The organism is Pseudoalteromonas sp. T1lg48, assembly GCF_002964785.1.
GTDB lineage: Bacteria > Pseudomonadota > Gammaproteobacteria > Enterobacterales > Alteromonadaceae > Pseudoalteromonas.
Genome location: NZ_PQCC01000002.1, coordinates 124,373 through 139,187, shown reverse-complemented (window position 1 = coordinate 139,187; position 14,815 = coordinate 124,373). Strand labels below are relative to the sequence as shown.

11 protein-coding genes, 1 tRNA gene and 1 pseudogene are annotated in these 14,815 nt (G+C 48.3%); 3 read left to right on the top strand and 10 right to left on the bottom strand.

Annotated features, from left to right (window positions below; translation table 11 throughout):
- Nucleotides 1-344 precede the first annotated feature (344 nt).
- Both C2M29_RS02415 and C2M29_RS02410 read right to left on the bottom strand, forming a co-directional pair.
- The gene (locus tag C2M29_RS02415) at nucleotides 345-845 is read right to left on the bottom strand and encodes an RDD family protein (RefSeq protein WP_105188218.1); all 501 of its coding nucleotides are present in this window, start codon (nucleotides 843-845) and stop codon (nucleotides 345-347) included.
- A 13-nt stretch (nucleotides 846-858) separates the two neighbouring features.
- Complete coding sequence (locus C2M29_RS02410) at nucleotides 859-1,161, bottom strand: hypothetical protein (protein ID WP_105188217.1); 303 nt, start codon at nucleotides 1,159-1,161, stop codon at nucleotides 859-861.
- Between C2M29_RS02410 and C2M29_RS02405 the strand changes: the two genes are divergently transcribed.
- Nucleotides 1,136-1,220: transfer RNA gene (locus C2M29_RS02405), tRNA-Leu, on the top strand. The two genes, C2M29_RS02410 and C2M29_RS02405, sit on opposite strands and share 26 nt — an antisense overlap.
- Nucleotides 1,221-1,914: 694 nt before the next feature.
- Here C2M29_RS02405 and C2M29_RS02395 read toward each other — a convergent pair.
- The 8 genes and pseudogenes from C2M29_RS02395 to C2M29_RS02360 all read right to left on the bottom strand — a co-directional run bounded on the left by C2M29_RS02395 (nucleotide 1,915) and on the right by C2M29_RS02360 (nucleotide 12,990).
- Nucleotides 1,915-2,829, bottom strand: a complete 915-nt coding sequence (locus C2M29_RS02395; protein WP_105188216.1) for a ribose-phosphate diphosphokinase — start codon at nucleotides 2,827-2,829, stop codon at nucleotides 1,915-1,917.
- A gap of 3 nt (nucleotides 2,830-2,832) precedes the next feature.
- Nucleotides 2,833-4,341: a thymidine phosphorylase family protein gene (locus tag C2M29_RS02390; RefSeq protein ID WP_105188215.1), complete on the bottom strand. Its 1,509-nt coding sequence runs from the start codon at nucleotides 4,339-4,341 to the stop codon at nucleotides 2,833-2,835.
- A 52-nt stretch (nucleotides 4,342-4,393) separates the two neighbouring features.
- A pseudogene (locus C2M29_RS02385) lies at nucleotides 4,394-4,766 on the bottom strand (cation transporter).
- A gap of 391 nt (nucleotides 4,767-5,157) precedes the next feature.
- Complete coding sequence (locus C2M29_RS02380; RefSeq protein ID WP_105188214.1) at nucleotides 5,158-6,123, bottom strand: tetratricopeptide repeat protein; 966 nt, start codon at nucleotides 6,121-6,123, stop codon at nucleotides 5,158-5,160.
- A gap of 4 nt (nucleotides 6,124-6,127) precedes the next feature.
- A complete protein-coding gene (locus tag C2M29_RS02375) occupies nucleotides 6,128-6,817 on the bottom strand; it encodes a phage tail protein (protein WP_105188213.1) in 690 nt (229 codons plus the stop codon).
- A gap of 269 nt (nucleotides 6,818-7,086) precedes the next feature.
- Entirely contained in the window at nucleotides 7,087-7,803 is a 717-nt protein-coding gene (locus C2M29_RS02370; RefSeq protein ID WP_105188212.1) for an HNH endonuclease family protein, read from the bottom strand.
- 216 nt (nucleotides 7,804-8,019) lie between these two features.
- A complete protein-coding gene (locus C2M29_RS02365) occupies nucleotides 8,020-11,709 on the bottom strand; it encodes a S8 family serine peptidase (RefSeq protein WP_233998334.1) in 3,690 nt (1,229 codons plus the stop codon).
- Between the two features lie 264 nt (nucleotides 11,710-11,973).
- Nucleotides 11,974-12,990, bottom strand: coding sequence for an AraC family transcriptional regulator (locus tag C2M29_RS02360; protein ID WP_105188211.1), 1,017 nt, complete (start codon nucleotides 12,988-12,990; stop codon nucleotides 11,974-11,976).
- 170 nt (nucleotides 12,991-13,160) lie between these two features.
- Here C2M29_RS02360 and C2M29_RS02355 point away from each other — a divergent pair, with 170 nt between their 5' ends.
- Both C2M29_RS02355 and C2M29_RS02350 read left to right on the top strand, forming a co-directional pair.
- Entirely contained in the window at nucleotides 13,161-14,228 is a 1,068-nt protein-coding gene (locus C2M29_RS02355) for a zinc-binding dehydrogenase (protein WP_105188210.1), read from the top strand.
- A gap of 78 nt (nucleotides 14,229-14,306) precedes the next feature.
- Entirely contained in the window at nucleotides 14,307-14,813 is a 507-nt protein-coding gene (locus C2M29_RS02350) for a 2,4'-dihydroxyacetophenone dioxygenase family protein (protein ID WP_105188209.1), read from the top strand.
- The last annotated feature ends 2 nt before the right edge of the window (nucleotides 14,814-14,815 follow it).

The window sequence follows — 14,815 nt, the reverse complement described above, 5'->3', positions numbered from 1 at the left end:
TTTGCTCTATGTAAACTGCGGCATTTCGACCATTTTTGCCTTGTACTTCCAGCGCTCGTCATGCTCTATTATTTTGGCTGATACTGCCTAAACGCATCCTGCTCTTTGTTGCTCGCTGTTTACATAGCGCTGCTATGCTACACAACGAGCGCCGCGATCAGAAAGCGTTTAGATTGAATGAAAGAGCGGTTACAGGTCGGCGCGTTGCGCCGTCAAGGAAGTTGAGAGCTTGTTTGTCGGACTCTTGGCAATTGCACCTGCATTGCTCAACTACTGCTATCTAGGGCGGCAAAGCCTGACCTACGATTAGAGCGGCGCAGATGGCCGCTCTGAAATGTCAGGTCTTAATCTAAGGCGCGATAGACCTTTCTATTTTCTTCTTTCGATAGGATCACGACTTCACAGCCTGACAGGTAGTCCTGTAGCGCACGCTTATTTTTAAAATCCACTAAAACCAGAAGATTCCCGAGGCCGAGTAGGGCGGCTAAACTGCGCCAGGCACCTTGCCAAAATGTGGGCAATGACCCGTCTAAACGGCGTACCTGCAAGCGCCAGGCGCGCATGCCTATAGTCTGTCCGCTTTTACTCCAGAAATAGCCAAAAAAGCTAATGCTTACCAGCACTAAGAGAATATCGCGAATTACATAGAGGATGGTATTTTGTTGGATCAGCGCGGCCACATCTTCGGCCTCGCCCATAGCAATCCAGCCTAAGGAGACACCACCTTGCACTAATAGCAGAAAGACCACGGTGGTCAGCATGGCAAAGGCAATAACCACTAAGCCGTCATAAATAAGTGAAGCGAGACGACGACCAATGCCCGCAGGCGTAGAATTCAAAGACATGATGTTATTTCTCTCAAACAAAATCGGCGACAGTGTAACAAAGGGTGATTACAAAGGCGACGCTTTCCATTTTGACTTTGGGGCGTTGGCCATTGTTATAGATGTGAGATAGGTTAAAAGCCCGCTTTGGTTGAATAATCGGCAGTTGACACATTAATAACATAAAACGCTTGCCGCGCTTATCATTCTTTGTATAATGCTGGGCATAGAGATGAGGGCAAATAAAAAAAGCCTTTGCTCTGAAGTGGTTTTTCTTTATCTTCTCGCTGAGAAGGTTAAAGAAAAAAGATGCCAGTGTGATGGAATTGGTAGACATGACGGATTCAAAATCCGTTGCCTTCGGGCGTGGCGGTTCAAGTCCGCCCACTGGTACCACTTTTCGGTTCGATATGAACCAGATAAGTCCAAACTTTCTGATATTTATCAGGAAATTGGGCTTTTTTTATGTCCAAAATAAATCAACCACACCTAGGGTTAGTAGTACATTAAGTAGTGCAGTTTGGTTTTTATACAAGTTGTACTACTTACCATGGCTAAAATCCTCACTCCGCTAACGAATACCCAAGTAAAACATGCTAGACCACGGACGAGCTTTATAAGCCTGCTGATGGAGAACGCGACCCAGCAAATGGCAGAATAAGAGCACTTCATTCCTGACAGCTTAAAAGCCTTAGTTGAGCGCATGATTTTCAGCTAACAGAAACCGCTAAGGGAAGAAATCGTTGCTAAAATGGAAAAGCCACCCAGTGTATTGCAACACAAGTATGTAATCCCCAGGCTTGCTGAAAAGCTACAGGGCTTTGTGAATACGTTCTATGGAGGTATGTAGGATTATCCACTAAAAGCTCATGGAGTTATGATGGAATTTATAATTTTCATACTATTAATCCTTGCTTTCCCTCCGTTAGCGATTGTGTTGGGGATAGCATGGTTATGTTTGGGCAAGCCTCTTCATAAATCAGAAAAAACTTTAAAAGTGCTGCTGATCTTCTTCGTTGTAATGGCAATCCTGGGAGAGATCCTTGCTGCTATATAGTGTGCCTGTACAGTCTCGGTAATGTGGCTTTCTTTACGGTTTCCCTTCCAGTTTTGCCAAACAGCTTAGTATGGGTTCTGCCAGTATGGGAGCAATGTCGACGGCATTTGAGGGATGGGTGATGGAATTTGTAGTGATAAGCTCAGACAAGCCCGCAGCAATCAAACGCACATCTACGCCATCAGCGAAAATACCATGCACTGCGGCGCATTTAATCTCTTCAACATTATATTTTTTTAAGGCCTCAATGCAGCTTAAAATAGTGTGTCCGCTCGAAATGACATCATCTACGATCACGGCGGTTTGGCCCTCGTGAGCACCTAAATCTGGCAGCATTACCTCAACATCGCGATCGCCATGTCTATTCTTTTGTCCAATAACGTAGGCATGGCCACTTACTTTGGCAATGCTACTTATCCACTGCTCACTCTCGGAATCGGGGCCAACCAGAAACAAGTTTGGCTGGCCTTTTAACCAGTTCGCAAGTAAAGGTGCGCCTTGCACCACCACATTTGGCACGGAATATATTTCATCCAGGGAGTGATAGCGATGTAAATGCGGATCCACAGTCACTAAATAATCTATGTGATTAGAAAGCGACTGAGCAAATACTTTTGAAGTAATGGCCTCACCGTCGATAAAGCGCTTGTCCTGACGCATATAACTCAGATAGGGGGCTACCAAGCCAACGGATTTAGCACCCAAGTCTTTTAATGTATCAAGCAAGAAAATAAGCGGTAAATATTTCTCGTTGGGGTGGGATAAGTCTGCAACAACAATACAATGACAATTCTTCACCTTGCTTTGGATGCGAAGGTAAGACTCCCCATCGGGAAAATCACGTGAATTATATAAGCCAATCGACCAATCTAATTGCTTGCTTAGGCTTGCAACTAAGGGCTCAGAATTTAAAGAAAAGATCATTGATTGACTCATTACACTTTTCATCTTTTATTCCTGAATATTAAAGATGTCAGAGTTGTTCTGATAGAAATCAAGCGCATAACTTAACTCTCCGGTGCTGTTACTAAAAATAGTAAACAAAGGCTCGCCTTTTACCACCTTGCTCCCTGCATTTACATGCAGTCTTAAACCGGCATTCAAGGAAAATGGTGCCCCTGCCAATTTAGCCAACCGGGCAAGTTTGCGGTTATCGATATGGCTCACAAAGCCGCTCTTGTTAGCAACTTCTTGATGGTTATACCGAGCCGAGGTAAGTTCCTTGATTTGGCCCTGTGCCGCTCGAATTTTATTAAACTGAGTCAATGCTTGACCGCTTTCTAGGATTGATTTTGCCTTTTCCAACCCAGCCTCTATGCCTTGTCCATTGTCTAAATCAAATAAATTTGCCGCTAAAATCAATGAGCGCTCTTTTAAATCCATAGGCGCATCCTTTTTACAGCCTAACACGGCTAAAATGTCGCTCGCTTCCTGGCTCGGGCCTATGCCTTGGCCAACAGGTTTTGAACCGTCCGTTATAAGACACCGCACATTAATGCCACAAGCCTGACCCACCTGAGTAAACAGCCTGGCTAGCCGTGCGGCATTTTCTTGGGAACGGACTTTGGCCGTCTCACCGACGGGTATATCTATTAGTACATGGGTCGAACCGGCGGAAATCTTTTTTGACAAAACAGAGGCAATCAACTGGCCTTCACCATCCAGATCTAATGATCGCTCTATGCGGATCAGTACATCGTCTGCGGGACTAAGATTGACCGCTCCTCCCCAGACTAAACAGGCTCCCGTTTTGTCTACTACGCGTTTAATATCCTGCATGCTTAAACTGACATCGGTTAAGGTTTGCATGGTATCTGCTGTGCCTGCGGGGGAGGTGATTGCTCTGGAGGAAGTTTTGGGAATGATTAATCCTGCGGCGCTGACGATAGACACTAGGATGGGGGTTGTTCTATTTCCGGGAAGTCCTCCTATGCAATGTTTATCAAAAACTTTTTCATGCTCTTCCCATTGCAGTATCTTGCCGCAACTCACCATTGCCTGAGTTAAATAAACAATTTCATCGATACTGAGTCTTTTTCCTGCACAGACACTTAAAAAGCTCGCAATTTCAATGTCGGTATATCTGTGCTTACTTATGTCTTCAATAATTTTAGTTATTTCTTTTTTATCTAACTCTAAACCAAGAATTTTTTTCCTTACAAAGCCTAAAGAGCTAACTACCGGGGCATGAGAAATGGTTAGGTGTTGGCCTGCAAACGTATCTAATTGAGCCATTGCAATATCAGAGAGGCCTATCTGATCTGGTGCTAACTTTTCATTTCGAACAACATTCAATGTGGCAATTAATTCCTTATTGTTTGTCTCTAAAAGCACGCGAGCGTTTGAGCTAAAGCCTTCCGAGTGACAAATAAGGCAATCCTGGCGCATGTACACTATAGGCTCTTGGTGGGTATCAATCCCCATTGCATATGCTTTAAGGGTATACTTTTTAATTTTCATCGCTTCCCCCTGCTTTACGTCTTTTTAGTTAGCAAGCTCTTAGCCAGTGAGTTTACTTTTGTTTCCGGTTTGCTTTTGTAGGCACTTGATGACAACTCCAAGGCTTATGTTTGGCATTGTCCTTAACATTTTGGTCGACAAATTTGTAATAGCTCTCTTTAGTATGGGTCCACCAGTCATCATGCAAATCAGCTCCATGTTTTCTGATCACTTCTTCAATACCGTCCAGATCAATATGAGTAGCATCATAGGCAAGGTGGATTTCACCGTTTTTTATGTTGTAACTTACTTCATCTATCCCAAAAACCTTATCTATTTCAGAAACTAATGCGTCACTGTTCTCTTCGGTAACCATTTCTTAATTTCAGGTTTCGAACAACTAAGTTATGCTCTTTGACGCCAACTCTATGATCTAAATCGCTCATAATTTATCTCCTAATATGAGTGAGAACCTTGCTGTTGTTCTTCATTGATGCGCGCCAGGTTAAAGCCAGGATTAGTGCTTACTTAATATAAGCTAGTGCCTTGATATCTCTACTCTGCATAAGACCGTTAACAGACTTAACTGGGCTCAGTGATGTCAACAGCGTGTAATACCTTAACTTGTTAGTCATGGTTGCAAGCCTTTTTGCCGGCTTGGCGACTTTCCTATTGGCTTTTCAGTTTTGCACTCCTACATAAAGCTTAGACCCGAGCCTCAGGCACAGGTCAAGTAATTCCCTATGTTTTAGAATAAGTAGACCCTGATTAGTTAGATGAAAATAAGGAGGTGATAGGGGCGGCGACCAAAATTGCAGACTCTCGAGCTGGTGTTCTCTACTGCTTGGCATTTGTGAGAAATTCTTCAACCTGCAAATCTAGTTTTCCTTTCCACTTTCCCGGTAACTCGTTTTCGACTTCACTCAGAAAACCTGTTGAATCCTCGGTTGGGTTAACCTGATGTGCCGCTTTGGCCCATAGATAGCTTTTAGCTAAGAGTTCTGAGCTATCTTTGCCGCTTGTTTGCAACTTCTTCCAATACAGCTTAGCGGTGGGTGCATAGGCTTTTGCGATGTAACGAGATGAGGCAATTTCCATTAAATAAAGGGCCTTATTGGCGGTGGACTCGTCACCTTGTTGCTGACCTACAACCTCAAGGTACAGGGTTGCAAGTTTATAAGCCGCTTCTCCTGAGTCGTTATTGATGGCTTGCGTATACCAAAACTCGGCGTTCTCTAAATTGAAGACTTCTGAGTTGGAGAGGTAGATGTCTGCCAAGGTGACCTGAGCCTTAACCGCGTTTCGCTCGGCTGCTTGCTGGCACCAGTGTATTGCTAAAGGCAGGCTTCGTTCTTGCCAGGGAGTACCCAGGTACAAACGACCCATATCACAGGCGGCTTCGTAGACACCATTATTATACGCTTGCTTAAACCAATCGCCGGGCTTTTCATTTGAACCCAGGGCGATGTTTTGCTGCACACAATACCCATATTCCTGCTGGGCTACGGGTATGCCATTTTCAGCGGCAAACAAAAATAACTCGCATGCTTTACCCTGGTCTTGCTCTACACTTCCCCAGCCATGTTTATAAAATAATGCCGACGTGAAGTGCCCTTCTGGGGAGTTTTGCTTCACCAACCGAGAGAATATTTCAAACGACTGAGAATAGTCCTCTTCCGCGAGGGCTTTGTACCCCCTGGTCAGCAATTCCTTTGTATTTTCTGCAAAAGTGAGAGATGGGTAAGCCAGGCTACAGACGAGTAAAACAAGTCGTAACCGGCCCCCATTAAAGGTGTTATACATTCAGTTAATTTCTCGATGGATAAATGCCCTGAACCGCAATGACCCAGGTTACTGCAATATAGGGCATACGATTTTCATGAGCTTGGCTGCCCCCGGTATTTGTGACCGTTGTTGAAGCCGTCAGGTTGTTTTGTGCCACCAAACTAAAAGAAATGGAATCTGTGTTCATCATGACATCCGGCGCGTCGGTTGCGTATTTCCCTTCGCCAAGAGTGTTACCAGCCGGGCCTTTCGCTTCTGTTTTACCACTAAACGCATGAAGGCTTATTACCCCATCAATGTCTATATCGCCAGACACCATAGTATTCGCTGCATGAGAGTGAGAAGGCAATTGCGCTTCAGAAAGGGTTACCGACTCGGCCCCTCCGCGAGCGCCTATCTGATAATTGCTCAGACCGGGTCCATTTCCCCAGCCAATAAGGGCACGACCGCGAGTGTCGGGCAGGCCAAAGGTTGAACGTCCGTCTCCGCCATAGGTTGTTCCTACAATTGAGAATAGCGCGGTAAATTGACTGATCGATAAAAGCTGGCCATGGGCCAAACTGTATCCACGCGGTGCAAAGTTTCCTGCGAATGCACACATACTGCCAAGGAGCTGTGTGCCGTCGCCGGCGCAGGCTGAAGCACTAGAAGCAAACATTAACGCTGGTATTGCACTGGCGGTAACTAGCAGCTTAGTGGTGAACTTTTTCATAATCCTATTCCTTTATTAAAAAGGGTGGGGAAGCAAAATCAACGCATTACTGCTAGCGTTATGAACAAATTAAAAAGTTAAACATTAACTAGGCATTCGTTGGTCAATGTTTAACTTTCACAGTATAGGTTAAGTTTGAAACTGGGACTTTGATTATCTCTATTTTTTCAACAATGGCCGGTGGCTTATCCGCTGGGGCGGCTTTATGCCTGTAATGATGGAGGTTGCAGGTGTTAAAGAGCCCTAAATTTAGGCTGTGGTTATCGCTACTAGCTACACGCACTGCGCATTTTCGTTAGCGTGCGTTGCTCCTGCGCGGTGTAGTTTAAGCGATACTTGGTCATCACTGCATTGAAGCGTGCGAGGTATTCGCAGCGGTAGTCGTGCTTAGGTGGCAGCCATTCGGTTGGGCCCTTGGCACCTTTGGAGCGATTGAGGCTGTCGTCTACGGCGAGCAGGTTGTCCAGGTCGTTAGCAAAGCGTGCCTTTTCGCTGCGACTCCAATGAGCACCGCCGTGCTCGCTGGCAAATTTGAGCGGCACTATGTGGTCGATGTCTAAGTCATCGTCACTGGTAAACTGCTTACCCGAATAGGGATCCGTCCAGGCACCGAATGTAACCCGACATTGTTGCTGATCGTTAAAGCGTACCTGAGCCTGTGATTGGGCAATTAACACCTCGGCGCGGGTGTCCTGGCAGTCATTATCTTCATCCAACCAATGGGCCCAGTCATCGCGGTTATACTTACCACTGGCCTGGGGGTCGATATTGTTTTGCCCATAGCCTTTGGGTAAGCGGCCGCCTGCATCGAGGCAACTGGGTAAATCGGCATAGGCCTTAAAATTTGTCGTGCGCTGGTAATGGGCCGATTCGGGAGTATGGCAAATGCCACTTTTCGACATTTTGACCGTTTCGCCTTGGCAGGCGGGCAGAGTGAATAACAGGGTGATCGCAAAAAAGGTCGAGGTAACTGCTGTTTGGCTCATATAACTGCTTGTAGAGTCAAAAAATGCTTGTCCGCACAATAAAGTATTTTCAGAGTTAAGTCACTACTCAAAGCGGGGTTGAAGGCACCGCCTTAAAGCAAAAAAACCACCTTGCTACAAGAACAAGGTGGTTTGTGGTTGTGAACCAACAAAGGGGTTAATCAAGCATGTATACACGCATCATGGTTTGAGACGCCGTGCTACCCGACGCATCGGTCATTTGCACACGTAGGTGAACAAATTCGCCTGCGGCACCATTGTTTGGCAGGGTTGCAGTCCACTGACCATCCACCATCGATACGGTTGCCTGTTGCCATGCGCTTTCTGGTAGGCGCGTTGATACAGGGCGTAGCTGTAGGCCGATACACCTTCCGGTAAACAGTGCTCGCCAAAAGCGTATTGCACGCTTACTTCGCTCAGCGAGACTGTTTCTGCCGAGTCAAGTTTGGCGCCCAAGGCGATATTAAACGCTTCACCCGCAGGCACGCTGTTTTCAATATCCACTGGGATATCATAGGTCGGCATCAATACCGCCTGGCGACCCTGGGTCTCACTGTGAGTATTGAAGCTGTAAACACCGCGGAAGAATGAGCCTAGGTTATCCTTAACAGGTGAGCGCTCACCTACGCCACGGGCATAGTACTGGGTAGTCAGTTCAACTTCGGCATTGCTGTGTGGTACTTCAAGCATACCGTTGTTCGGGAAAACCGATTGACCGTCTAGTTTGACGCCAACCGCAGAGCTGCCATTGAAACCTGAGGTACCATCGTGACCTGCGCCATCACCAAAGGTGGCGAAGCGGAAGTAAAGCAGGTTGGTCTGACGGGCCACCATTGCCGAGCCGTTGGTTAGTAGGGCACCGGTACGCGGACCTTTAAACCAGCTAGTCTGCTCTTCACCTTCTGTCATTACACGAGGGCCATCAAAGTAACCGCCATTTGAGCCTAAACGGCTGCTTGGCATAACGATATTGGTCCAGGCATTCTTAGTTGTGGCGCTGTAATACTCTTCACGCTCAATTGGCAACATGATCATTTGCGGGCTACCGGTTGAGTAGAATTCGCCGGTGCTATTGGTCATGGCCATAACATCTGTCCAGGCTGGACGCTCGTCATTCTGTGAGTGATATTGGGCGGTGACCTTTCTCATCTTTTGTTCTTGCAACACGATTTGACCAGACTCGATCGCACCATCGGTAATGTGGTTAATCGAATAGGCATAGGGTGTGCGTTCGGCGGCAATACCCGACCAGCTGATGCGGTTGTTACCCGCTTCCACTTCTGCGGCTAATAGCTCACCTTGCTCGGCGCTGATATTAATCACAGGTACGCGCGGGGTACCGCTGATATTACCCTTGTAACGACCATGGCTTCCGCCACGATAGTGAATAACACCAATGGCGCCGGCATTCATGGCGTTACGAACCATGTAAGAGGTCACATAGTATGGGTGAGAGATAAGGGCAATTTTGCCTTCGAGGTCAAATTGACTCCAATCGGTGCTGTAGTCGCCTTCGCCTACGGCAACCACTTCGGCGCTGCCTTCACCGTGGAATGACAAGGCCTCACCCTGGTTTACATAGTCCAATACCACGCCACCTTGGGTGCGTACCTCGGTCTCTGGTGCCACTGCTCGGGTGGTAACAAATGAGCGGAAGCGGCTGTCATGGCCTTGTGACCAGGCGTACATATTGTTGACGTAATCCGGGGCTAGATCATAAGCGGCCAGCTTGGCGTTTTTACTGTCGTCCAGGGCATAGGTGAAGCCAAATGAGAAGCCTTGAGTCGCTAATGGTTTACTGGCCTTAAAGGTTACTTCTCGGGCATCGCGGGCATCAAACTGAAGCTGGCGATCTGTGGTCAGCTTGGCATCAAGATCCGCCATCATGGTGGCTGACTCAACTAAACCCGCAGTGGTGCTGTCGTTATCATAGGTCATGATATGGGCAACCACAGTGTAGTCACCGCTTGGTACGCTCACACTGGCATGGCCATTGTTAAGCTGTACATAGCGACCCCAGTCGTCTTCTTCGTTGATTAAATAGACCTTAGAAGGTGATGAAGCCGGCATACCACGACGGTCGGTCACATTTAGATCTAGGGTCACTTGTGGTTGGTCAATCCAGAATGAGATAGGCACAATGACCTGCTCATCGTCTGTTCCTACCGTTTTACCAATGATCTTACCCGTAATAGCGCCGTAGGCACCGTCGCGCAGGGCAATTTCGGGGTTAACCCACACTGGTAATTGCGCCGTTTTATTGGCGGCGATGGTGATTTCTTTTTCACCCAGGCCGGCAAAGGTGGCTGGCAGCTTAGTGATACCGTCTTCACCGATTAAATCCAGGCTTAGTTTCAGGGTGATGTCTTCTGCTGACAGGTTCTCAAGTGTGACTTGCGTCTCTGTATAGCTTGAACCATCGCCATGGCGGAATAGACCCAACTCTTGGTTTGGTGCAGAGATCACCGCCTGGGCAACGGCACGGTTGATATCCATAGGACCTGCGCCTTGCTCAAGTACATGAGCAGCGGATTCAACGGCAGAAGAAGTCAGTATTTGTTTTACCTCTTGTGGTGATAAGTCAGGGCGAGCCTGCATGACGATGGCCGCACCCCCGGCAACGTGTGGAGCCGACATTGAGGTGCCCGACAACGCCTTGTAGGCGGTGGCACCGGTACCACCCGAGGCGGCAGCAACAACATCTACACCCTGAGAGGCAATATCAGGTTTTGACGAGTGGCCATCCGGCGATGGACCACGAGATGAGAATGACGCTGTGTTATTTTCACGATCCAGGGCACCTACGGTCAATGCACTTGGCGCACAACCTGGTACGCCCACGGTTTCACGAGAGAAACTGTTACCGGCGGAAATAACGAATAGGGCTTGGTCGCTCAAGGCTTCAACCATATCCACAAGCGGGCCAGTACAGCTTGTGCCGCTGCCACCCAGGGACATATTTACGACCTGCGCGCCTTCTTCCACGGCCCAGATCATACCATTAAGGATACCGAACGTTGAGCCGCCACCGGCGTCGCTTAATACCTTCCCAACAATGAGGTCCGCACCGGGAGAAACACCCGCCCACAGACCATTTGACTCGGCACCGGTGCCGGCAATAGTGCTGGCGGTGTGGGTACCATGGCCGTTGAAGTCGTCAACCTTGTTAAAAGGCCAAATAAAATCACGCTCGGCGATTACCTTGCCAACAAGATCGGCATGGCTGGTGTCATAACCCGTATCGAGTACGGCTACTTTCACGCCGGCACCATTGTATTGTGCCGCCAGAGGGCCATAGGCGCCAGTTAGTGGCACGGTTGGCGTTAGTGTGGCGCTGCCTTGTGAGGTTTTATGTGCATGTACCATGGCGTCAAGCCAGACGCCTTTAATGCGGCTGTCGCCGCTGAAGCTTTGCCAAACTTGTGCAGCCTTGTCTTTGCTGATGGCAAAGGCGGCGCTGTCGATGATTTCCAGCTCACCGGTCAGTGAGACACCCTCAAAAGTGGTTGGTGTAACGCTGCCCGCAAGGGTGCCGTCTGTGTATTCGACAATGACTGGTAGTTTATCGGTTGAGGCATCGTCGTAGCCGGACTGATGTAATTTGGTAATGTTAAACAACTCTAAGTCGACGCCGTGGTTATCAACTAAGTTTTGTGATTTGGCGGTCAGCACATATTGGCTGTCGCCTCTACGAAATACGCTGGTTAACTGCTCTTGACCATTTTCATCGTGCAGGCGAATACCGCCTAGCTGACCATCCGGTTTTACAATTGCGCTGACCTTTTCGCCGGTGATCAGGGTAAATTGCAATTCTGCTGGGGAAAGCTCGGTGGCTGCTTGGGCTGTGCCTCCCATGGCTAGCATCATTAACGTTGCCAGGCGGGATTTGTTGAATAGTCGAGTCATGACTAGTTCCTATTTTGGTAATACACATGGTCAATCGAGCAGCTGGTTTCAGGTGAAAGTGTTGCCGACAACCTCGTCTTGTTGCCAAAAAGTTACCGGTGGGAGGGGTTTTGTTGCAATTCATTTAATGTACGATTTTGTACCTTTTGTGTGTCATATTGTCTGTTTTTCCGTTTTTTTATATATTTTTTTTCAATTAAAAACAGGAGGTTAAATTTTTTTTGATGTGATCTTGATTTTTAGCATTACGCAGGTGTTTGATGCTTATTTTTTACTATTGTTGACTGTTTGCAAATAGTGCGTCGGCGACATACCAAACCAGCTCTTAAAACTGCGGCTAAACGCCGAAAACTCCGAATAACCTAGGTTTAGCGCTAAGTTAGTGAGGTTTGGGCGTTGGCTTATCAGAACCTGTTGGGCCACATCCTTGCGTACTTGTTCCAGCAGATCCCGGTAGGAGGTGTGTTGTTCACTTAACAGGCGCTCTAACTTTTTCGGGTGCAGATCCAGGCTCTTGGCTATGCTCTCCTTGCTGCAATCGCCTGTGGGCAGCAGCATGTTAATGGCGTGACGGGTTAGCACTACATAGTCGACATGCTGTTGTAGCTGAAAACCCTGAAATTGACTCTCAACGATCTCGGCGAGCAGGTTGGCCTGCTGCAGTGGTGGCTGGCTTAACGTGTCGGCATTGAAAACAATGCTGTCTTTACGACAACTGCCTTGTACCGGGCAACCGAGCAGTTGCTCCAGTGCCAGTTTGGCGGCCAGGGGCAGGTGTTGTTTAAAGCCAATATGATGGGGCTGCCAGTCATCGCCAAGCATGTCTCTCAACACGCTGAGTATCAGGCTTAGCGTCAACATGCAGATTTGTGTGTATTGCTGGTGGTGGTTGATTTGGAGACTAACGGCCAGCTCGCACTGGTCCGCGCTCGGCGCGCCCAAGGTTAGGTTGACCCCCTGAGCATGGCGTTGGGCGCACTTAGCGCCGCATTCCAACGCTTGCAGCAGGGTCGGCTTTTGCACTATGTAGGCGCCGATTAACCCCAGCGTTGCTAAGCCCTGCTGTTGCCCTAGCTGGGCACCGAAATAGGGAAGCTGCAATTGCGCGGCGGTCATTTCTAGGAGCTCGGCAATTTGCTTGTGGGGGATCATTAGGTCCGGATCGGTAAACTGCCTCGGCAAGATGCATACCTGTGACAGTAAGTCCCAGGGGTCGGCACCAAGCCGCTCTACCAGCTCGGAGTAGCCGGTGAGAGAGCCGATGCGGGCATAATAGGGCATGGGGTCACCGTGGCAATGAAGTGATTTATATGTCTTATTATGTCATCACCATGTCGCATTTTGTCAAGATATCCTCCTGGATTTGTAACTACTATCTAAAGTCACCTCTTGTCTATCTCGGTGGGAGTAATAGAGGGTGAATCAATCTAACGTCAAATGAGGATACTTCTATGAGTAAGATGGCGGCAGTGGCAGTACAAAATGGCCAAATTAGTAACATTGACGTGGACATGCCCGTGCCAGCAGCGGGGCAAGTATTGGTCAAAAGCCTGGCCTGTGGTATTTGCGGCTCAGATTTGCATATTGCTCGCCACGGCGAAGAAGTGTTCGAGATTTACAAAAAGATGGGCGTCTTGCCAGAGGACCTACCGAGCTCCGCGCCAATCATGCTAGGGCATGAGTTTTGTGCGGAAGTAGTGAGCTATGGCCCACAGACATTACCGCGTTTTGCGCCGGGTACCCGGGTAACCTGTGCGCCAATATTGCTCACGCAAGGCGGTGCTGGCGTCGGGGTGACACCGGGTCTCAATGGCGCCTATTCAGAATATTTTATCCTTGATGCCGAGCTGCTTCTGGAAGTGCCTGCGCACCTAAGCTCTTTGGCAGTGACCATTACCGAGCCCTTAGCGGTGGGCGTACACGCGGTTAACCGCGCCGAAATCGACCGTGATTGTGTGGCCCTAGTCGCAGGCTGCGGCACTATAGGTTTGGCCACCATTGCGGCGTTGAAACACCTGGGTGTAAAAGAGATCGTTGCCTCGGATCTTCAAGCCAGCAAACGCGAAGTGGCTGAGCAATTTGGTGCCCTGTATACCCTAGACCCAAGCCAGGATGATGAGGTGAAGTTTACCAGTGACCTGGCTCAGGGCCGTCGCGTGGTGATCTTTGAGTGCGTCGGCATTCATCAACTGCTCAATGGCTTTATCGAGCGGGCACCCGCTAATTCTACCCTGGTCATTACCGGCGTACACACCGCTATGACGCAAGTGAACTTTGGTTATGCCACGGTCAAAGAAATGGATATTAAATTCTCGTATTACTACTCGGTTGAAGAATTTGCCACCGCGTTGCAAATGCTCGCCAGTGGCGATATCGCCTGGGAAAAAATGTGCACGGCCACGGTCGGTATGGACGGCATTGCCGAGGCTTTTAACACCCTGTTAAAGCCTAACGACCACATTAAAGTGATCCTTGAACCGGGCCGCCAGGGCGCATTGACCCCTTTTCATCACGATTAAAAATTGGGCATATCGGTGCCCCTAACTCACAATAATAATAAGCCTTTAAGGCACTGCAACAAGTAAGAGGAACACACTATGGCCTTACCTGATATGGTTAATCATCTCGAGCACCTGTTATGTGTGCACACCGAAGAGCAGCAAATCATTAAGAATGCGCTCCCTGGGGTGCATCTCTATCCTTTGGTGTTGGATGTAGAAAACGGGCTTTGGGTATTGCGGGTACAGTTTGAACCCAATGTGACGTTACCCAAGCACTTTCACACCGGCATCGTTCATCTCTATACCATGAGTGGTTGCTGGCACTATCTGGAATACCCGGACGACAAGCAAGTGGCCGGTAGTTACCTGTTTGAACCCGGTGGTTCCATTCATACCTTCCATACGCCGGCAAGTAATGAAGGTGTAACCGACACCTTTATGGTGGTGCAGGGTGCGAATATCAATTTCGATGCCGACGGTAACTATGTCAACATTATGGATGCGGGCTGGATAGAGCAGGCCATGTTGGCGGCGGCCAAAGAGCAAGGCATAGTACCTAGATACATCAAGCCAAAAGCAAGCTATGATTTTTCCGACAAATAAAA